General features: G+C 67.3%; 21 protein-coding genes. 7 read left to right on the top strand and 14 right to left on the bottom strand.

Features of this window, described 5'->3' with window-relative positions; genetic code table 11:
• Together H3309_RS02885 and H3309_RS02880 are read left to right on the top strand one after the other, a co-directional pair.
• The gene (locus H3309_RS02885; protein ID WP_182297289.1) at nucleotides 1-486 is read left to right on the top strand and encodes a pyridoxamine 5'-phosphate oxidase family protein; all 486 of its coding nucleotides are present in this window, start codon (nucleotides 1-3) and stop codon (nucleotides 484-486) included.
• Nucleotides 464-886, top strand: a complete 423-nt coding sequence (locus H3309_RS02880) for a hypothetical protein (protein WP_182297288.1) — start codon at nucleotides 464-466, stop codon at nucleotides 884-886. Before H3309_RS02885 ends, H3309_RS02880 begins: the two co-directional genes overlap by 23 nt.
• Nucleotides 887-939: 53 nt before the next feature.
• On the opposite strand, the gene H3309_RS02875 is transcribed toward H3309_RS02880, so the two are convergent.
• A complete protein-coding gene (locus H3309_RS02875; RefSeq protein ID WP_182297287.1) occupies nucleotides 940-1,335 on the bottom strand; it encodes a DUF2948 family protein in 396 nt (131 codons plus the stop codon).
• Complete coding sequence (gene murA / locus H3309_RS02870; protein ID WP_182297286.1) at nucleotides 1,328-2,608, bottom strand: UDP-N-acetylglucosamine 1-carboxyvinyltransferase; 1,281 nt, start codon at nucleotides 2,606-2,608, stop codon at nucleotides 1,328-1,330. The genes H3309_RS02875 and murA overlap by 8 nt, the downstream gene beginning before the upstream one ends.
• Nucleotides 2,609-2,663: 55 nt before the next feature.
• On the opposite strand from murA, the gene H3309_RS02865 reads away from it, so the two are divergent.
• The gene (locus H3309_RS02865; RefSeq protein WP_182297285.1) at nucleotides 2,664-3,281 is read left to right on the top strand and encodes a glutathione S-transferase family protein; all 618 of its coding nucleotides are present in this window, start codon (nucleotides 2,664-2,666) and stop codon (nucleotides 3,279-3,281) included.
• A gap of 159 nt (nucleotides 3,282-3,440) precedes the next feature.
• Nucleotides 3,441-4,649, top strand: a complete 1,209-nt coding sequence (locus tag H3309_RS02860; protein WP_182297284.1) for a right-handed parallel beta-helix repeat-containing protein — start codon at nucleotides 3,441-3,443, stop codon at nucleotides 4,647-4,649.
• On the opposite strand, the gene H3309_RS02855 is transcribed toward H3309_RS02860, so the two are convergent.
• The 4 genes from H3309_RS02855 to H3309_RS02840 are packed head-to-tail and all read right to left on the bottom strand — an operon-like array spanning nucleotide 4,617 to nucleotide 7,874.
• A complete protein-coding gene (locus tag H3309_RS02855; protein WP_182297283.1) occupies nucleotides 4,617-4,931 on the bottom strand; it encodes a DUF952 domain-containing protein in 315 nt (104 codons plus the stop codon). The genes H3309_RS02860 and H3309_RS02855 overlap by 33 nt on opposite strands.
• The gene (locus H3309_RS02850; protein WP_182297282.1) at nucleotides 4,928-6,817 is read right to left on the bottom strand and encodes an alkyl/aryl-sulfatase; all 1,890 of its coding nucleotides are present in this window, start codon (nucleotides 6,815-6,817) and stop codon (nucleotides 4,928-4,930) included. The genes H3309_RS02855 and H3309_RS02850 overlap by 4 nt, the downstream gene beginning before the upstream one ends.
• A 59-nt stretch (nucleotides 6,818-6,876) precedes the next feature.
• Nucleotides 6,877-7,560 carry a uracil-DNA glycosylase gene (gene ung, locus H3309_RS02845; RefSeq protein WP_182297281.1) on the bottom strand — a complete coding sequence of 228 codons (684 nt, stop codon included), beginning with the start codon at nucleotides 7,558-7,560 and terminating at the stop codon, nucleotides 6,877-6,879.
• Nucleotides 7,560-7,874 carry a hypothetical protein gene (locus H3309_RS02840; RefSeq protein ID WP_182297280.1) on the bottom strand — a complete coding sequence of 105 codons (315 nt, stop codon included), beginning with the start codon at nucleotides 7,872-7,874 and terminating at the stop codon, nucleotides 7,560-7,562. Before H3309_RS02840 ends, ung begins: the two co-directional genes overlap by 1 nt.
• 100 nt (nucleotides 7,875-7,974) lie before the next feature.
• Here H3309_RS02840 and H3309_RS02835 point away from each other — a divergent pair, with 100 nt between their 5' ends.
• From H3309_RS02835 to dcd, 3 genes are read left to right on the top strand one after another with little or no spacing between them, the layout of a single operon-like run.
• Nucleotides 7,975-8,967, top strand: coding sequence for a serine hydrolase domain-containing protein (locus tag H3309_RS02835; protein ID WP_182297279.1), 993 nt, complete (start codon nucleotides 7,975-7,977; stop codon nucleotides 8,965-8,967).
• Entirely contained in the window at nucleotides 8,964-9,449 is a 486-nt protein-coding gene (locus H3309_RS02830; RefSeq protein ID WP_182297278.1) for a UPF0262 family protein, read from the top strand. The genes H3309_RS02835 and H3309_RS02830 overlap by 4 nt, the downstream gene beginning before the upstream one ends.
• A gap of 10 nt (nucleotides 9,450-9,459) precedes the next feature.
• The gene (gene dcd / locus H3309_RS02825) at nucleotides 9,460-10,014 is read left to right on the top strand and encodes a dCTP deaminase (protein ID WP_182297277.1); all 555 of its coding nucleotides are present in this window, start codon (nucleotides 9,460-9,462) and stop codon (nucleotides 10,012-10,014) included.
• Between the two features lie 64 nt (nucleotides 10,015-10,078).
• Here dcd and H3309_RS02820 read toward each other — a convergent pair whose 3' ends face one another.
• Genes H3309_RS02820 through H3309_RS02785 form a run of 8 tightly spaced genes read right to left on the bottom strand, consistent with a single transcriptional unit; the run spans nucleotide 10,079 to nucleotide 17,070 of the window.
• Entirely contained in the window at nucleotides 10,079-10,366 is a 288-nt protein-coding gene (locus tag H3309_RS02820; protein ID WP_243453816.1) for a helix-turn-helix domain-containing protein, read from the bottom strand.
• Entirely contained in the window at nucleotides 10,363-10,680 is a 318-nt protein-coding gene (locus tag H3309_RS02815; protein ID WP_182297276.1) for a type II toxin-antitoxin system RelE/ParE family toxin, read from the bottom strand. Before H3309_RS02815 ends, H3309_RS02820 begins: the two co-directional genes overlap by 4 nt.
• Before the next feature lie 40 nt (nucleotides 10,681-10,720).
• A complete protein-coding gene (locus H3309_RS02810) occupies nucleotides 10,721-11,515 on the bottom strand; it encodes an SDR family NAD(P)-dependent oxidoreductase (RefSeq protein ID WP_182297275.1) in 795 nt (264 codons plus the stop codon).
• A complete protein-coding gene (locus H3309_RS02805; protein WP_182297274.1) occupies nucleotides 11,515-11,820 on the bottom strand; it encodes an EthD domain-containing protein in 306 nt (101 codons plus the stop codon). The genes H3309_RS02810 and H3309_RS02805 overlap by 1 nt, the downstream gene beginning before the upstream one ends.
• Nucleotides 11,821-11,832: 12 nt before the next feature.
• Entirely contained in the window at nucleotides 11,833-13,155 is a 1,323-nt protein-coding gene (locus H3309_RS02800; protein ID WP_182297273.1) for an amidase, read from the bottom strand.
• Entirely contained in the window at nucleotides 13,155-14,528 is a 1,374-nt protein-coding gene (locus H3309_RS02795) for a phenylacetate--CoA ligase family protein (protein WP_182297272.1), read from the bottom strand. The genes H3309_RS02800 and H3309_RS02795 overlap by 1 nt, the downstream gene beginning before the upstream one ends.
• Nucleotides 14,525-15,835 carry an MmgE/PrpD family protein gene (locus tag H3309_RS02790; RefSeq protein ID WP_182297271.1) on the bottom strand — a complete coding sequence of 437 codons (1,311 nt, stop codon included), beginning with the start codon at nucleotides 15,833-15,835 and terminating at the stop codon, nucleotides 14,525-14,527. Before H3309_RS02790 ends, H3309_RS02795 begins: the two co-directional genes overlap by 4 nt.
• Entirely contained in the window at nucleotides 15,832-17,070 is a 1,239-nt protein-coding gene (locus H3309_RS02785) for an MmgE/PrpD family protein (protein WP_182297270.1), read from the bottom strand. The genes H3309_RS02790 and H3309_RS02785 overlap by 4 nt, the downstream gene beginning before the upstream one ends.
• Between the last annotated feature and the right edge of the window lie 9 nt (nucleotides 17,071-17,079).

Here is a 17,079-nt window from a genome sequence, read left to right as displayed (position 1 = left end):
ATGTCAGATCATGAGGATATCGACCGCATCTTCGCCATGGCGGGAAAGATCCGCACGGCGATGCTGGTCACCCGCGGCGCCGAAGGCCCGCATGCCCGGCCGATGTCGGCCATCGTCAAGGCCGACGAGCGGCTGGTCTGGTTCCTGACCAGCGCCGACAGCGCCAAGGAATGGGAGATCGAGGCCGACGGCACCTCCGCCGTCACCTTCTCCGACGGCGGCAACAACCATGTCGCCTTCACCGGGCACAGCACGGTCGTCAGCGACCGCGCCACCGTGAAGCGGCTGTGGTCGACCGCGGCGCAGGCCTTCTATCCGCAGGGGCCGGATGATCCCGGGATTGTCGCCCTGCGCTTCGAACCCGCCATCGGCGAAATGTGGGACGGCCCGACGATGATCGTGTCGCTCGCGCGCATGGCCGCCGCCGTAATCACCGGCACGTCGGCCGACAACATGGGCGACGATGTCAGCGCCCGCATCAATTGAGGGAACCGGCGCGCCATTGCCGCGTTTGCCGAAAAACAGGAGAATGACCATGACCAAATTCATGACCCTTCTGGCCGCCACCATCGCGTCGCTGACGCTCGTCGCCTGCGACAGCGCCAAGGAAAATGCGGCTGAACAAAAGGACGCCAACGCCGGCTTCACCGCGGGCGAGGATTCCCCGGCGCAGGGCCCGAACGAAAAGGCCGTTGAAAACGCCGAAATGGCGGGCGCCGCCGGGGCTGAAAACGCCGCGGACAAGATGGAAAACAATGCCGACGCCGCCCGCGTCGCCGGCGAGGCCAAGGCGGACAAGATGGAAGACCAGGCCGACGCCGTCCGCGCCAATACCGAGAAGAAGGCCGACGCCATGGAAGACCAGGCCGACGCGGTTCGCAAGTAAACCAGCGTTTCACCCATGAACCAAAGCCCCGGCAGTGCTGCTGCCGGGGCTTTTCAATGCGCGGGTCGCCGCGTCGCCCCCCAGGGGCCCGACAGGTCATCCAGTGTCAGGTCGATGCACTCGACCCGCAGGCGGATGCTGATGTCGTCGGCGAACAGCAGGCTCAAGCTGTCCGCGGTGGCGGTCAGCGCCAGCAGGTCCAGCACCGTCTCCCCGTCCGCCGGCCAGCGCCGCTGGCTGGCCTTCAGCACGCCGCCGATCCGCAACGCGCTGCGCACCCGGCTCGCCTGCCGGTCCTCCCAGCGGAACCGGTTCCCCACCAGCACCAGCATCCGCCGCCGCGCGTCGAACGCTACGTCGCCGGCCTTCAGCACCATGTCCTGCACCAGCGCCGACAGCGCCGGCAGGTCCTCGGGATTTTCGGCGCGAAGATGCAGCGCGTCAGCCATCGCTGACACGCTCGATATCAGCGCCAACACCTTGCAGTTTCTCTTCCAGCCGCTCGTAACCGCGGTCCAGGTGATAGATGCGGCTCACCACCGTTTCCCCCTGCGCCGCCAGTCCGGCGATGATCAGGCTCATCGAGGCGCGCAGGTCGGTCGCCATCACCGGCGCCCCCGTCAACGCCGGCACGCCCCGCACAAACGCCGACCGCCCCTTCACCGTAATGTCCGCGCCCATGCGCGACAGTTCCGGCGCATGCATGAAGCGGTTTTCGAAGATCGTCTCGGTCAGCAGGCTGGCGCCCTCGGCCAGGCACAGCATCGCCATGAACTGCGCCTGCATGTCGGTCGGGAACCCAGGGTAGGGCGCCGTGCCGACATTGATGCCGTGCAATCCGTTCGCCCGTTTCACCAGTAAACCATCGTTTGTCTGGTGCGTCTCCACCCCCGCCTGATGCAGCGCGTCCAGCGTCGCCCCCAGCGAGGCCGCCGTCGCCCCCACCAGCTCGATCTCGCCCCCCGCGGTCGCCACCGCGCAGGCATAGCTCCCCGTCTCGATCCGGTCCGCCATCACGGCATAGGTCGCCCCGTGCAGCCGGTCGCGCCCCTGCACCAGCAGCCGCTCGCTGCCGATCCCCTCGATCTTCGCGCCCATCGCCACCAGGCAGTTCGCCAGATCAACGATCTCCGGCTCCCGCGCGGCATTCTCGATCACGCTCTCGCCCTTCGCCAGCACGGCCGCCATCAGCACATTTTCGGTCGCCCCCACGCTCACCATCGGAAAGGTGATGCGCCCGCCACGAAGCCCACCCGGTGCCTTCGCCCGTACATAGCCGCTGGTCAGCTCGATCTCCGCCCCCAGCGCCTCCAGCCCCTTCAGATGCAGGTCGATCGGCCGGTTGCCGATGGCGCAGCCGCCCGGCTGGCTCACCGTCGCCACGCCCTCGCGCGCCAGCAGCGGCCCCAGCACCAGGATCGAGGCGCGCATCTTGCGCACGATGTCATAGGGTGCCGTGGTGGAGGTGATCTTCCCGGCGCGCAGGGTCATCACCCGGCCGAAATCCTCCGGCCGGGACCCCTCCACCGCGGTCGAGGCGCCATGCTGGTTCAGCAGGTGGCTGAAGGTGTCGACATCGGCCAGCCGCGGCAGGTTCCTGAGCGTCAGCGGCTCGTCGGTCAAGAGCGCCGCCGGCATCAGCGTCAGCGCGGCGTTCTTCGCGCCTGAAATCGGCAACCGGCCCGACAGCGTGCGGCCGCCACGAATGCGTATCTGGTCCATAGGTGAGGTGAATAGCCGCAATGCGCCCGCTAATCCACGGCCAAAGGAGAGAGACATGCTGAAGCTGTGGCATTGCGCCGACGCGCGTTCGTTCCGCGCGCTGTGGGCGCTCGAAGAAATGGGCCTGCCCTATGAGCTGATGCTGCTGCCCTTCCCGCCGCGCTACCGCGCGCCGGACTATCTTTCGGTCAACCCGCTGGGCACCATCCCTTTCTTCACCGATGGCGAGGCGGCGATGACCGAAAGCGCCGGCATCGTGCATTATCTCGTCACGAAACATGGCCCGACGCCGCTCGCCGTCGACTGCCAAGACCCCGACTATGCCGCCTGGCTCAACTTCCTGCACCAGTCGGACGCGACGCTGACCTTTCCGCAGACCATCACCTTCCGCTACCGGGTCCTCGAACCGCCGGAAAAGCGCCAGCCGAAGGTCGCCGAGGATTACGCCAAATGGTTCCTCGCCCGCACCCTGTGGGTGGATCGCGCGCTGGCGGACGGGCGCGAGTGGCTGTGCGCCGGCCGCTTCACCGCCGCCGACATCGCCGTCGGCTATGCCTTCCTGCTCGCGGGCCACCTCGGCCTGATCGCCGACGTGGCACCCGGCATCCGCGCCTGGTGGGACCGCTGCCAGGCCCGCCCCGCCTTCGCCCGCGCGAAACTGGCACAGGGATGACTATTGACGCGAAAATGGTGAACAAATACTGATCAGTCTTAACTGCCGGTAACACAGCATTAAATTCGGGCAAGCATGTGCGTCATTCGAATATCCCGAGTGACAAGGACATTGCCAATGCCACGTAACATGCTTTCTCTTCTTGCCGGCGCTGCTCTCATGATGACGACACCGTTAACAGCGACCACTGTCTTTCAAGCATCCAGCAGCGCCCAGATCATATCCTTGCTTCGCACCATCACTCAGCCCGCCGATATCGTGCTGGCCCCTGGCAACTATGGCATGCTCAACCTTCAAAATATCAACCCCGCGGCACCCGTTCGCATCCGTTCGGCCGATGCCAATCGGCGGGCTGTCTTCACCGACATGGTCATCCGTGACAGCAGCAGGCTGCGCTTTGAAGCGATCGAAGTGCGCCACATCCTGCAGCCGGGCGAAGGAAATACGACCGCTGGCGCCGTGGTACGGGGCGGCCGCGACATTCATTTCGTCAGCTGCACCTTCACCGGGTCCGTGAACAACGACCCCAACGACGACGGCCTGATGCTGCGCTTCATGCGCACCACCGGCGGTCTGGTCATGAACAGCAGCTTCCGTGAAGCCAGGATGGCGCTGCTGATCGACGATGTCAGCGCCTTTACCTTTGCCAGCAACAGGGTCTCTGTGGCCCGCGAAGGATTGAACCTCACCGGCGTCCGCGGTGTCGTTATCGATGCCAATCATTTCTCCGACATCCGCCCGAATCTGGCGCTCGGTGACCATAGCGACGCGATCCAAGTCTATGCCGGCGCCATTCCCATGGCGAGCCGTCATATCACCGTCAGCAACAATGCCATGAAACTCACCAGCCATCAGGCTCAGGGTTTCTTCGTACGCAACGAGACCGGCGATCCGGCCTTCAACCACAGCGATATCACCGTCATCAACAATCTTTACTTCGGCACCATGCGCTCCGCTTTCAGCTTGGCGAATGTCGATCGCGGCCTGATCGCGCGCAACACTGCCGTCTCCAGTCCCGATGTCGTCCACGAGCCCGGCATCCTCGCTCGCAACTCCACCGGAATCACGATCGAGCGCAACATCGCCCCCCACTTCCTCAACATCGCCTCAACCCCGACGATGCGCAACAATGTCGATCTGGCTGACGTCCGCAACCCGGGAGGCGCCTCACCCGCAGCGCAGTTTGTCGGCAATATCGGCATCAGCCTTACCCGTGTCGAGGATTTCAACGTCCGCTCCGGCAGCCAGTCCGCCGGCCTCGGCGCCGGCTTCACCCCGGTGCGCAACATCGGAAGCGTACCACTTGCCGAAGTCGACGCCCGTTATCGCGAGCGGCTAACCGAACTGAGCCGCCTCAGCCGCCTCTGACCGCAGCACATCCGCCAGCGTCAGCGCGCGATACAGGTGGGGAAAGCGCGTGCCGCCTCTCGACACTTCCCACTTCAGGGTCGGATCATCCTCGTCGAGCGCCAGCTCGGCGAGGATGAGCTGCGTTTCACCCTTGAAATGCCGTTCCAGCGTGCCCGCGACCTGCTCACCGGTGGACAGGTGAATGAAACCGTCGCGCACATCGTCCGCCGACCCGGCGAACCGACCGGTGGCCTGGAACGCCGCCCATTCCGCGGCCCGGAAAATCTTGACGATCGTCATGGCTCCACAATGGCAAAGTCCGGAACCAATGTCTCCAGCGACGCCCGCAGCGCTTCCAGCGGCGCGGCATCGCCCGTCACGCTCAACAGCCCCGCCGCCTGCAGCCCCGCGACCGGCATCGCCGTTCCCAGCAGCGCCAGCAGCCCGCGCGTGTCCGTCGCCACCGTCACCTCCGCCGGCGCCGTCACCCCCGGCTCACTCACCAGCACGCGGTTCCTGACCGACAGGTGCACCGGGCCGCGATCCGCTAGGTTCAGCTGCACGGAAAAGGCCCGGTCGCCGATCCGCTCCGGGTTCAGCCGGCTTGCCATCGCGTCAAAGAAGGTCTCCGTCGGCATCGCCGTGATCAGGTCCAGGCTCAGCGCCGCCGGCCGGCGCTCCCGTGGCGCCAGCAGCTCCTTTGCCCCCATCAGATAGATGTTGCGCCAGATCGCGCTTTCCGACGCGAAACCCAGCCGCCGATAGGCCCCGGCAAGCAATTCCCGCGCGCGCGCATTGTCCGGCTGCGCGAAGACCAGGTGGTTCAGCAGCGTCACCGCGAACCGGTCGTCCTTTGCCGCCACCGCCGCTTCCGCCGCCGCCAGCATCGCCGCCGCACCCCCGAACGCCGCCACCATTTTGGCCCCCAGCACCGCCGGCGGATGCGGGTTCAGGCTCGCCGGATTGCCATCGAACCAGCCCATGTAGCGGTCATAGACTGCCTTCGCATTGTGGCTCAGCGTCCCGTAATAGCCCCGGTTATACCATTCCCGCGCCAGGCTGTCCGGCAGCGTCAGCGCCTCGGCGATTTCCGCTGGCGTCGCGCCCAGGTTCATCATCCGCACGCTCTGGTCATGGACATATTTGTACAGGTCGCGCTGCTTCCCCAGGAAATCGCGCACCTCCGCCGTGCCGAAACGCGGCGCGCAATGGCTCATCGCCACCCGGTCCACGCGCGGCGCATAGAGCCGCAGCGCCTGCGTCAGGTATCGCGCCCAGGCCAGCGCGTCGCGCACCGGCGCGCCGCGCGGCGTCTGGATGTTGTGGAAGGTGCAGGTCGCCTGCTCGGCGATCAGCAGCGTGCTGCGCTCCGGCAGGATGAAGTTCATCTCCGCCGGCGCCTCGGTCTCCGGCACCATCTGGAACTCGAAACGCACGCCATCGATCACCCGCGTGTCACCGGTCGCCCTGATCAGGTCGGTGGGCGCCAGCAGGCTGATCGCACCGGCGGAAATCCCCAGCCCGATGCCGCTCCCCGCCGTGCCCTCCGGCCCCGGCTCCAGCCCGATGCCGAACTGATATTGCGCCCGCCGCGCCATCGCCGTGCCCGCGATGACATTCTCCGACGCGGCATGCTCCGGGAACTCGTCGGGCGCGATGATCGCCACCTTGCCGGCCTTCACCGCGGCTTCGTCCACCACGCCGCGCACCCCGCCGAAATGGTCGCTGTGGCTGTGGGTATAGATGACCGCCACCACCGGCCGGTCGCCCAGCTTCTCCTTCACCAGCGCCATCGCCGCGCGCGCCGTCTCCACCGTCACCAGCGGATCGACGACGATATAGCCCGTGCGCCCGCTGACGATGGTCATGTTCGACACGTCGAAGCCGCGCACCTGGTGCACGCCGTCGGCCACCTTGTACAGTCCGTGCCGGCTTTGCAGTTGCAGGTTGCGCCACAGGCTGGGGTGGATGGTCGGCGGCGCCGCCCCCTTCCGCGCCCAGGCAAAGCGGTCCAGATTCCACACCGGCCGGCCATCCTCCGCGCGGATCAGCGGATCGGCGCGCGTCGCCACGAACCCCTGATCGGCGAAGGCAAAATCGCGCATATCCGCCGGATCGGGCACCGCCGGATCGGCCCTGACCGGCGCCGTCACCACAACGGCCGCCAACAACATCGCTTTCAACACGGCATGTCCTCCCCGATTCTGGCACGCATTGCGCCATGTCAGGGAAGCGCTGGCAAGCGTCAGAGCGGCGGTAGCGCCCAGTCAATCGGCGAAGCGCCGCTTTCCGCCAACAGGGCGTTGGCGCGCGAGAAATGCCGGCAGCCGAAAAAACCATTGTGCGCCGACAGCGGAGAGGGATGCGCCGCCTTCAGCACGGCATGCCGGCCGGTGTCCACGATCGCCCCCTTCTTCGCCGCCTGCGCGCCCCACAGCAGGAAGACGATGCGCCGGGGTTCGGCATTCAGCCGCGCCACGATGGCATCGGTAAACCCCTCCCACCCCTGCCCCGCGTGGGAGGCCGCGCGCCCGGCCTCCACCGTCAGCACGCTGTTCAGCAGCAGCACGCCCTGCGCCGCCCAGGGTTCCAGGAAACCATGCCGCGCCGGCGCGACGCCTGCGTCGCTGTGCAGTTCCTTGTAGATGTTCAGCAGGCTCGGCGGCACCGGCACGCCCGGCAGCACGCTGAACGCCAGCCCGTGCGCCTGCCCCGGCCCATGATAGGGATCTTGCCCCAATATCACTACGCGCACATCATCCAGCGCCGTCAGCTCCAGCGCGCGGAACCAGTTGGCGCTGTGCGGATAGATGCGCTTCCCCGCCGCTTTCTCCGCCCGCAGGAAATCGCGCAACCGCCCCATCCGCTCGGACGCGAATTCATCCGCCAGCGCCGCGCGCCAGCTTTCATCCATGCGCGGCCCGGCCATCAGGGATCAATCGTGCAGCCAAGGTCACCGCGCACGCTCGCGCTCCGCCGCGCCAGCAGCGGCACCACGCTCGTCACCCGGCCGGCGCTGTCGTCGATGGTCACCCGCGCCAGCTCGGTCCCCGGCTCCATGTCGGTCAGGCAGGATTGCAGGGAGCGCCCGGCCACGAAATGGCAGGCGCAGATCACCCGCGCGCTATAGCCCGCGGCGACATCCGCCCGCCGCCCCAGCGGCGAGTGCAGGACGAGCTGCCACAGCAGCACCAGCCCCAGCAGCAGAAAGCCCAGGTTCGCGGCCCATCGTCTTGCCTTCACCGTGCAGCCCCTTAAGCTGGCGCGCATGCGACGCCTGTTGATCCCAATGCTGATGCTAGTCTCCGCGCCCCTGCCAGCGCAACCGGTCATGCCAGTGGCCATGCCCGCGGAGGCCCGGATCATCGCGGATCGCTTCTTCGCCGACCGCCGCCTTGCCGAAACCCGCGCCATCGTCGTGCTGAAGGACGGCGTGCCGATCTACGAACGCTACGCCCCCGGCTACAACGCCACCACCCGCCTCATCGGCTGGTCGATGTCGAAATCCATCACCGCCACGCTGGTCGGCCAGCTCGTCGGCGAAGGAAAACTGTCCCTCGACGCCGCGCCCGTCTTCCCCGAATGGGCGAACGACGCGCGCCGAGCCATCACGCTCCGCCACATGCTGCACATGAGCAGCGGGCTCTCCCACCGCGAATCCTCCCCGCAACCCGAGCTCGACGACACCATCCGCATCCTCTTCACCGACCGCGCGCAGGACGCCGCCCGCTGGTCGAAGGCGAAGCCATTGGAAGCCGCGCCCGGCGCCAGATATGAATACAGCACCGCCACCAGCATCCTGCTCGCCGACAAGGTGCAGCGCACCCTTTCCCCCGGCCTCACCAACCCGGAAGCCCGCAAGAAAGCCATGCGCGCGGCCCTCATCAGCCGCCTGATGATCCCCGCCGGCATGCCCAGCCTGCTCTGCGAATATGACAATGCCGGCACGATGCACGGCGGCAGCCTGTGCCACGCCACCGCGCTCGACTGGGCACGCTTCGGCCAGCTCTACCTGAACAAGGGCGTCGCCAGCGGCCAGCAGGTCGTCCCCGCCGCCTGGGTGGATTTCGTCGGCACGCCGGCCGCGACGGACAGCGGCTATGGCGGCCATTTCTGGCTCAACCGCCGCCGCCCCGCCGGGCGGGACGTGGCGCTCTTCCCCACGCAAGGCCCAGCCGACGCCTACGCCGCCATCGGCCACCTCGGCCAATATGTCATCATCGTGCCGTCGAAGCGCCTTGTCGTCGTCCGCCTGGGGAAGACGCAGGACGATGTCCTCGAACCGGTCCGCGTCGCGCTGGGCCGCCTCGTCAACAGCCTGCCTGATTCACGGTGACCGCCGACCACCGCATCATCGCCGTCGAGCTCGACGAGCGCACCGTGCTCTGGCGCAATGCCGACGTGGAGCAGGAACGCCGCGTCGCCATCTTCGACCTGTTGGAAGGCAACAGCTTCCGGCCATTGGGCGACAGTTTCGCCGCCGCCACCGGGCCGTATCGGCTTGTCCTGCGCGTCGAGGAAGGCCGCCTCGCCATGGACATTTCGGACGCGGCGGGCGTTCCCATCGACACGCTGGTGCTGATGCTCAGCCCGTTCCGCCGCGTGGTGCGCGAATATTTCGCCATCTGCGACAGCTATTACAAGGCGATCCGCCAGGCCACGCCCAGCCAGATCGAAACCGTGGACATGGCGCGCCGCGGCATCCACAACGACGCCGCCACCCTGCTGATGGAGCGGCTGGAAGGCAAGGCCGAGGTCGATTTCGACACCGCCCGCCGCCTCTTCACCCTCATCTGCGTCCTCCACATTCGCCAGTAGAAAGCTAGAAATGGGCGTGCTTGCCGACCACCAGATCCGCGACCGCGCGCTGAACGAGGGCATGATCGACCCCTTCGTCGACGGCCAGCGCCGCCAGGGCATCATCAGTTACGGCCTCTCTTCCTATGGCTATGACGCGCGCGTCTCAGACGAGTTCAAGATTTTCACCAACGTCGACAATGCCATCGTCGACCCCAAGAATTTCAGCCCGACCAGCTTCGTCGACCGGCAGCAGGATGTCTGCGTCATTCCGCCCAACAGCTTCGTCCTCGCCCGCAGCGTCGAATATTTCCGCGTGCCGCGCGACATCCTCGTCATCTGCCTGGGCAAAAGCACCTACGCCCGCTGCGGCATCATCGTGAACGTCACGCCGCTGGAACCCGGCTGGGAAGGCCATGTCACGCTGGAGTTTTCCAACACCACGCCGCTGCCCGCCAAAATCTACGCCAACGAAGGCGCCTGCCAGTTCCTCTTCCTCACCGGCGAAGCCATCTGCGAAACCAGCTACGCCGACCGCGCCGGCAAATACCAGGGCCAACGCGGCGTCACCCTGCCACGCCTCTGACTGCTGCCCGTCGAAGGAACCGCCTTCCGACAAAAAGTCCGATCGTCCCCAGCGGACAAAGCCCTCACGCCGCATCGGCAACCCTGATCTGCAACACCAGCCCCGCCGCCGTCGCCAAATTCACCAGCGCATCCAGCGAGAATTTCGTCAGCTTGCCACGCATCAGGTCGTTCAACCGCGGTCGCGTGATCCTCAATCGCGCCGCCGCCGCCTCCTGTGAAAGCTCCCACTCGCGAACGCGCGCGGTCAGCGCCGACAACAACTCCGCCCGAGCCTTCATGTTCGCCGCTTCCGCCGGCGTATCGGCAATCGCATCGAACACATCGGCAAATGTCTGCGTTTCCATCATCATGCCTTCCATTCCCGCAATCGTTGCGCCGCCAACATGATGTCTTTTTGCGACGTGGCTTGTGTCGTCTTTCGGAACGCGTGGAGAACCAGAACCCGATCCGGCAATGTCGCCAGATAAATGACCCGAAACGCCCCCGACGCCTCGCGAACCCTGATCTCCCGAACACCCGTGCCGACGGTCTTCATCGGTTTCCAGTCAGCAGATTCTTGTCCCTGCTGCACCAGGCTCAACTGATATCCCGCATCAGCGCGTGCATCGTCAGGAAAATCCCTCAGCCGGGAAAGACTATCGCCAACAAATGTGATCGGCTTCATCAAAGGTATGTATCAATATCGATACATATCGTCAACCACCTCAATGCATCTCCTCTCCACCGCTCACATTCAGCGCCTCTCCCGTGACGTAAAAGGCATCCTTGCTCGCCAGCCAGGCGCAGGCCGCCGCGGTATCGCTCGCCAGCCCCGGCCGCCCCATCGGGTTCTTCGCCGCCATGTTCGCCAGATAATCCCCGACACTGGCAAACCCCAGCAGCTTCGAGAAATAGGCGTTCTGCTCCGCCCCCAGCCCGGTCGTCACATGGTTCGGGCACACCGCGTTCACCGTGATGCCATGCCTGCCCAGCTCGACCGCGCTCGCCCGCGTCAGCCCGACCATGCCATGCTTCGAACTGACATAGGCCGGCAAATGCGGAAACCCCGTCTTCGCCGCCTGGCTCGCGATATTGATGATCCGGCCGCCGTTCCCCCGCGCGATCATCGCCCGCGCCGCCGCCTGCGTGCAATAGAATGCGCCCGACAGGTTGACCGCGATCACCTTGTCCCAGTCCGCCGGCACCACCTCCAGCAGCGGCTTCATCATGAAACCGATGCCGGCATTGTTCACCATCACATCCACGCCGCCAAACGCCGCCACCGCGCCCGCCACCAGCGCCTCGCACTGCGCCGCATCCGATACATCGCAGGCGATCACCGCCACCTGCGCGCCCCGCGCGCGCAGCTCCGCCGCCACCCCCTCCACCTCGGGCGTCACCGCCACATCGCTCACCACGCAGTTGGCGTCCTCGTCGGCAAAGCGCTGCAAAATCGCCTGCCCCAGCCCCTTCTCCCGGCCCGAGCCGGTGACGACCACCGTTTTACCCGTGAAACGCATCACAGGTCCTCGGTCAGGATGAAGACGGGGTTGTCGGTGAACTGCCCGAACGCCGCCGCCACCTTCTGGAATTCGGGATCGCTGACGTCCGCCACGAAGGCGTCCATGCCATGGATGTCGATCACCTCGATGTAATCATAGGGCGGCTTCGCCTCCGACCCGAACAGGCCGGTCGCGCGGTGCACCGTGAACCGCGCCACCGACGGCAGCGCGTTGACGCCGGGAATATCCACCCCCCGCGCCCAGGCCTCATAATCGGCGGCGGAGGCCCCTGGTTTCAGATTGAACAGACAGACGATGCGCATCGCAATTCTCCCTCAGGCAAAATCAATCGGCGGCCGATAGGCGTTCAGCGTCCGGTCCAGCGCCCCGCCCAGCGCCAGCAGCGCCCGCTCACCCCCGGCGCGGCCCATCAGCTGCACCCCCACCGGCAGGCCATCACTCGTCCAGCCCGACGGCATCGCGAACGCCGGCACCCCGGCGATATTGGCGAGCGCGGTGAAATCTGCCTGAGACACCGGCGCCTCGCTGGCATGGGCGAAGGCCGGCTGCGGCGCCGTCGGCAGCAGGATGGCGTCCGCCGCCTGCAACACGCCCCGTACCTCGGTCGCCGCCGCGTCCAGCACCGCGCGGCCATCGGCCACCCCGCGCGCGTCGATGTTGCGCCCGAACGCCAGATAGGATTTGAACGCCGGCGAGAAACCCTCCGGGTCGGCCGCCATCGCCGCGCCGAAGCGGGCATCGGCCTCGCGCGCCGCCTCAATGAACCCCGCCAGCCGCACGCGATGCGCGTCGATGGCAACATGGTGCACCGTCACCTCGCACCCCAGCCCGCGCAACAGGTCGGCGGCAAGGGCATAGCCCGCCGCCACCGCCGGATGCATGTCGACCGCGTCCGTGCTGTCCAGCATCGCCACCCGATTCACCGGCGGCGAGCCGTCCAGGGCCGCCATCGCCTCGATCATGGCCGCCACATCCTCGGCACTGCGCGCCAACGGCCCCACCGTATCCAGCCGCTCCGCCAGGAACAGCAGCCCCGCATCATTCACCAGCCCCGCCGTCGGCTTCAGGCCATAAACGCCACAATAGGCCGCGGGAATCCGCACGCTGCCCAGCGTGTCCGTCCCCAGCGCCGCCGCGCACAGCCCCGCCGCCACGGCAGCCCCGCTGCCGCCCGACGAGCCGCCCGGCGTGAACCCCGGCCGGTGCGGGTTCTGCGTCGCGCCAAAGAAGGCGTTGTTCGTCGTTGCCCCCAGCGCCGCCTCATGCAGATTCAGATTGCCGAGCACCACCGCGCCCGCTGCCCGCAGCCGCGCCACCACCGCGGCATCCGCCCCGGCGATCGCCTGCCGCCGCGCCCCGATGCCGCCATGCGTCGCCAGGCCGGCCACGTCGATATTGCCCTTCACCGCGATCGGCACACCCTCCAGCGCCCGCGCCGTGCCGGCCTCGAACCGCGCCGCGCTTTCCGCCGCCGCCGCCCGCGCACCCACCGCGTCAAGCCCGGTATAGGCGCCGATCCGCCCGTCCAAGGCCGCGATGCGCGCCAGATAATGCTCGGTCGCCGCCACCACGCTCACCCGGCCGGCGGCAAACGCCTCCCGCAGCCGCACCACGCCCAGCTCATGGATCTTCGCCATCAACGCCGCTCGTCGATCAGGCGGATCGGCTTCTGCCGCACGTCGATCTGCGTCATCGCCGCCGTCCCCCCCACGCCGACCAGCTGCACCGCCACCTCGATCCCCAGCCCGCGGCGCAGCAGGTTGGGCAGGTCGGCGGGCGCGGCGCCGTCGCGCGCCTCGATGGTCACCGTCATCTCGTCCCGGCCGGCGGCGTCGCGGCGCACGCTGCATATATATTCACCAGTCAGCTCCGGCCGGTTTTCGATCAGCGCCGCCACCGCATGCGGGAAGATGTTGATGCCGCGCAGCTTCACCATATTGTCGCTGCGCCCCAGAAATCCCTCGATCCGGTCGAACACCATGCCGGTCGCATTGCCATCCGTCCGGAAGGCGCTGACATCATGCGTGTTGAAGCGGATGCAGGGGGCGATGTCGTCCTTGTACAGGCAGGTCACCACCATGTCCCCCTTCTGCCCGCGCGGAACGGCCCCGCCGCCGTCCAGCTCCAGCAGCTCAAGATACTGCGCATCCTCCCACACATAAAGCCCGTCGCGGTCCGGTCCCTCGCCGGCGATGCTGCCGGTATCGCCCACGCCATACCAGTCGAATGCCTCCGCCCCGCCCCAGGCGGCCTCGGTCGCGGCGCGATCCTCCGTCCCCAGATGGCCGATGATGCGCTTGACCGGGATCTGCTCCCCCGGCACCAGCCCCGCTTCCCGCGCCACCTCGGCCAGCTTGCGGATATAATCCACAAAGCCGACAATGGTGGTCACGCCGAAATCCGCCATCAGCTGCACCTGGGTGGCGCTCCGCGTCTCGATCCCCGTACCGGCAGACAGGAAGATGGCGTTGGTGAAGCGGGTATAGGCCTCGCGGATATAATGGCCGCCGTTGATCATGCCATGGCCATAGACGCTGTGCACCACATCGTCCGCGCCCACCCCCAGCCAGCGGGCATGCCGCCCGACCAGCAGGTTTCCCACCTCCCGCCCCTTCGGCCCGAACAGCAGGGTCTGCGGCTTGCCGGTGGTGCCCGACGTCGTGTGCAGGATCGCCGGCGGTCGATCGGCACCGCCCAGCCCGGCGAAATCCCCGAACGGCGGATGCGCCGCGATCGAGGCCATCAGGTCGCTCTTGTCATAGGTCGGCAGTTTCACGATGTCGTCCAGGCCACGGATGTCCCCCGGCTCGATGCCCTTCGCCCCCCAGTGCCGCGCGTAAAAGGGCAGCTGCCAGCCGCGCGCCATCAGTTTCAGGAACTGCGCATTCTGGCGGGCGCGCAGCTCGTCGCGGCTCATGCGTGTGTAGCGCGCGGTGAAGGCCTCCCCGATGGGATAATCGCGCAGCAACTGCGCGGTGTCGGCGGTCTCGAAATAGGTCGGATGGCTCATGGTCGTCCTGCAAGCAACGAAAGCGGGTTGTCGAACAGCGCGGCGCGGGTCGCGGCATCAGGCGGCGTCGCGGCGAGCGACAGCGCGAAGGCCAGCTTCTCCGCCTGCCGGGCGGGGCCAAGCGGATTGTCCGGTGCTCCCAGCGTCACCGGCACCGACACCTGCTCGCTCTGGCCGTCGGCGAAACGCAGCGTGAAATCTTGCGGAAACAGCGCGTTGGGATCAGGATTGTCATCCACCACCACGCGCAGCATCGCCCCCAGCCGGCGCAGTTCCGGATCGTTGAAATTGGCCGCGGTAAAGCGCCGGGGATCGATCCGGCCATCGGTCAGCATCAGCGCGACAAGAAAGGGCAGGCACAGCCGGGCATAGGCGGTGGTCATGTCCTCCACCCAGGGCCGGCCCACCAGCCGCGCGATCAGCGGCGGCACCCGCGCCTCGATGGCGGTCAATGCTGCACATTTTGCTGCGCCCAGCGCGTGCAGCATCCCCAGTGTCGCGTGGCTTGCCCGGCCACTGGGAAAGGGCTTCACACTCAGTTCCACAATCCGCCACTGCCGCCCCAGCCCGTCCGCATGGCCCGCCAGCGACCCCTCGTCGAACAGCCGGAAATAGCCGAACGGCCCCTCCAGCACATCGCGCGGGCCGGACAGGTCATAGTGCACCAGGTCGACCGCCGTCACCGCCGCCCGCGCCGCCAGCGCCACCTGCAACGGCAGCGCGATCGACCCCTCGACATGCGCCTGCATCGTGCCCGCCGCCTGGGAATAAGCCAGCCCCAGCACATCGCCGAACCGCTCCGCCGGCAGCCCCTCCACCCGCGCCACCGCCAGCGCCGCCCCCATCACCCCCGCCGTCGCCGGCCGGAAAAAGCGCAAGCCGGATGTCGCCGCCACCCCCAGCAGGCACGCTACCTCCACGCCGACGCACAGCGCCGCCAGCGCTTCGTCGTCGCTCACCCCGCCCACCCGGTGGCAGGCGGCATGCAGCGCCGCCGTCACCACGCTCATCGCATGGACGACCGCCGGCTCATGCACCGCATCCCATTCCAGGCAGTGGATCTGGAAGCCGTTCACCATCGCCGCCCCCGGCGCCGGCAGCCGCAAACCCCGCCCCAGCACCGGCGCGTCATCCCCCGCCCCCATGCGGCTCGCGGCGGCATAAACCCCATCCGCCCCCGGCGCGCCCGATCCCGCGAACCCGCACGCCAGCGTATCCCCCAGCAACCGCACCGCATGCCCTGCCACCACCGCCGGAATCGCGTGCGGCGCGGCGGCGAAGGCGAGGACGTCTTCGGTGGCGGTCATTTCAGCCACTTATCGAGCATGGCGACAACCGCCGCGGCATCATTCCCATGCAGCGCCAGGTCAGCGGCGCGGTCGGCCTCCGACGGCGGCAGGCCGCCCCAGTTGGCGAGCATGTGCATCTTCGCGATGATGTCGGCCTCCGTGACCGGGCGTTCCGGGTCGCCGCGACAGTCCACCAGCTCCAGCCCGTTCAGCCGCGCGCCGAAATGCGCCGGGTAACGCGCGGTGATGGCGGGGTCCTCCGCCACCGTCACCTGGCGGCGCAGCGGCGCCAGCGCGGTGATGGCCTCGGGCGTGAAATCGGCGGGCGTGGCGTTGCGCCCGTCTGCGATCACCGCCACCGCATGCTGAAGCGAGAATTTCGCCTCCACGTCGGTCGTCGGGTGCGGCTTGTCGCAGAAGGCCAGCGCGTCGGCATAGGTCTCGACATGAAATGGCGCCGCCAGCCGCCCCGCCGCCCGCAGTTCCAGCGCGCAGTCAATCACCGGATGGGCATGGCGGCACGCCGCCCAGGGCTTGAAACTCACCTCCTCGATCCGCCAGCCGGGCCCGAACAGCATCGGCTTCGGCGCGCGACAGGTCGCGGCATACAGGCCTTGCGGGCCTTCGAGCAGGGATAGCGGGCCGGTCATTCCCCGCCGTGCCCAAACGGCTGTCGAACCACCTGACACCATGGCATTTGCGACATGCCATTGCTTTGCCATCGTGTCCTCGTGCCGCATCTGCCAAAGGCCGCCGGTCACGGACCCCGCAAGTCCCAGTGCATGGGCTGTCTCGCTGACGTCACACTCCTGGAGCGATGCGACTGCGGCTGCTGCGCCAAACAGGCCTGCCGTGGAGGTGGGATGAAAGTGGGCATAGTGCCAATCGTCGAATGTGGCTCCGACACCGATCATCGCCTCATAGCCCCGGACGGCGGCATCGAGCCATGCATCAAGACCAGCTTCGTAGTCGGCAACGATCGAACACCAGACAACGGGACCTGGATGTAGCCGTCCGAGGCGATGAACGTCATCCATTTCCAGCACATTGCCGAGAAGTGCCGCAGTCGATGCGATATTAGCGTCAAAGGCAAAAGGTTTTACCGCGGCCTGTCGCGCCCCCGCCACGCACGCCAGCCAGTCCAGCAGGTGCAGCCGCGCCCTCTGCCGCGTCGCTTCATCCACCGGCCGCTGCAAATGATGCGCCAGCTGTACCAGCAGCGGAGCATCGGCAGCGGCAATTTGTCCGGACATATTGTCTGC

It is taken from the genome of Sandaracinobacteroides saxicola, assembly GCF_014117445.1.
GTDB classification, from domain to species: Bacteria; Pseudomonadota; Alphaproteobacteria; order Sphingomonadales; family Sphingomonadaceae; genus Sandaracinobacteroides_A; species Sandaracinobacteroides_A saxicola.
Note: the sequence above shows the minus strand (reverse complement) of the source record. Positions and strands in the feature narration are given on the sequence as shown.

Coding starts and splice junctions, on each gene's coding strand:
- H3309_RS02885 (WP_182297289.1), top strand. CDS start 1: ATGTCAGATCATGAGGATATCGACCGCATCTTCGCCATGGCGGGAAAG.
- H3309_RS02880 (WP_182297288.1), top strand. CDS start 464: ATGTCAGCGCCCGCATCAATTGAGGGAACCGGCGCGCCATTGCCGCGT.
- H3309_RS02875 (WP_182297287.1), bottom strand. CDS start 1,335: ATGGCTGACGCGCTGCATCTTCGCGCCGAAAATCCCGAGGACCTGCCG.
- murA (WP_182297286.1), bottom strand. CDS start 2,608: ATGGACCAGATACGCATTCGTGGCGGCCGCACGCTGTCGGGCCGGTTG.
- H3309_RS02865 (WP_182297285.1), top strand. CDS start 2,664: ATGCTGAAGCTGTGGCATTGCGCCGACGCGCGTTCGTTCCGCGCGCTG.
- H3309_RS02860 (WP_182297284.1), top strand. CDS start 3,441: ATGATGACGACACCGTTAACAGCGACCACTGTCTTTCAAGCATCCAGC.
- H3309_RS02855 (WP_182297283.1), bottom strand. CDS start 4,931: ATGACGATCGTCAAGATTTTCCGGGCCGCGGAATGGGCGGCGTTCCAG.
- ung (WP_182297281.1), bottom strand. CDS start 7,560: ATGGCCGGGCCGCGCATGGATGAAAGCTGGCGCGCGGCGCTGGCGGAT.
- H3309_RS02835 (WP_182297279.1), top strand. CDS start 7,975: ATGCCCGCGGAGGCCCGGATCATCGCGGATCGCTTCTTCGCCGACCGC.
- dcd (WP_182297277.1), top strand. CDS start 9,460: ATGGGCGTGCTTGCCGACCACCAGATCCGCGACCGCGCGCTGAACGAG.
- H3309_RS02820 (WP_243453816.1), bottom strand. CDS start 10,366: ATGATGATGGAAACGCAGACATTTGCCGATGTGTTCGATGCGATTGCC.
- H3309_RS02815 (WP_182297276.1), bottom strand. CDS start 10,680: ATGAAGCCGATCACATTTGTTGGCGATAGTCTTTCCCGGCTGAGGGAT.
- H3309_RS02810 (WP_182297275.1), bottom strand. CDS start 11,515: ATGCGTTTCACGGGTAAAACGGTGGTCGTCACCGGCTCGGGCCGGGAG.
- H3309_RS02805 (WP_182297274.1), bottom strand. CDS start 11,820: ATGCGCATCGTCTGTCTGTTCAATCTGAAACCAGGGGCCTCCGCCGCC.
- H3309_RS02800 (WP_182297273.1), bottom strand. CDS start 13,155: ATGGCGAAGATCCATGAGCTGGGCGTGGTGCGGCTGCGGGAGGCGTTT.
- H3309_RS02795 (WP_182297272.1), bottom strand. CDS start 14,528: ATGAGCCATCCGACCTATTTCGAGACCGCCGACACCGCGCAGTTGCTG.
- H3309_RS02790 (WP_182297271.1), bottom strand. CDS start 15,835: ATGACCGCCACCGAAGACGTCCTCGCCTTCGCCGCCGCGCCGCACGCG.
- H3309_RS02785 (WP_182297270.1), bottom strand. CDS start 17,070: ATGTCCGGACAAATTGCCGCTGCCGATGCTCCGCTGCTGGTACAGCTG.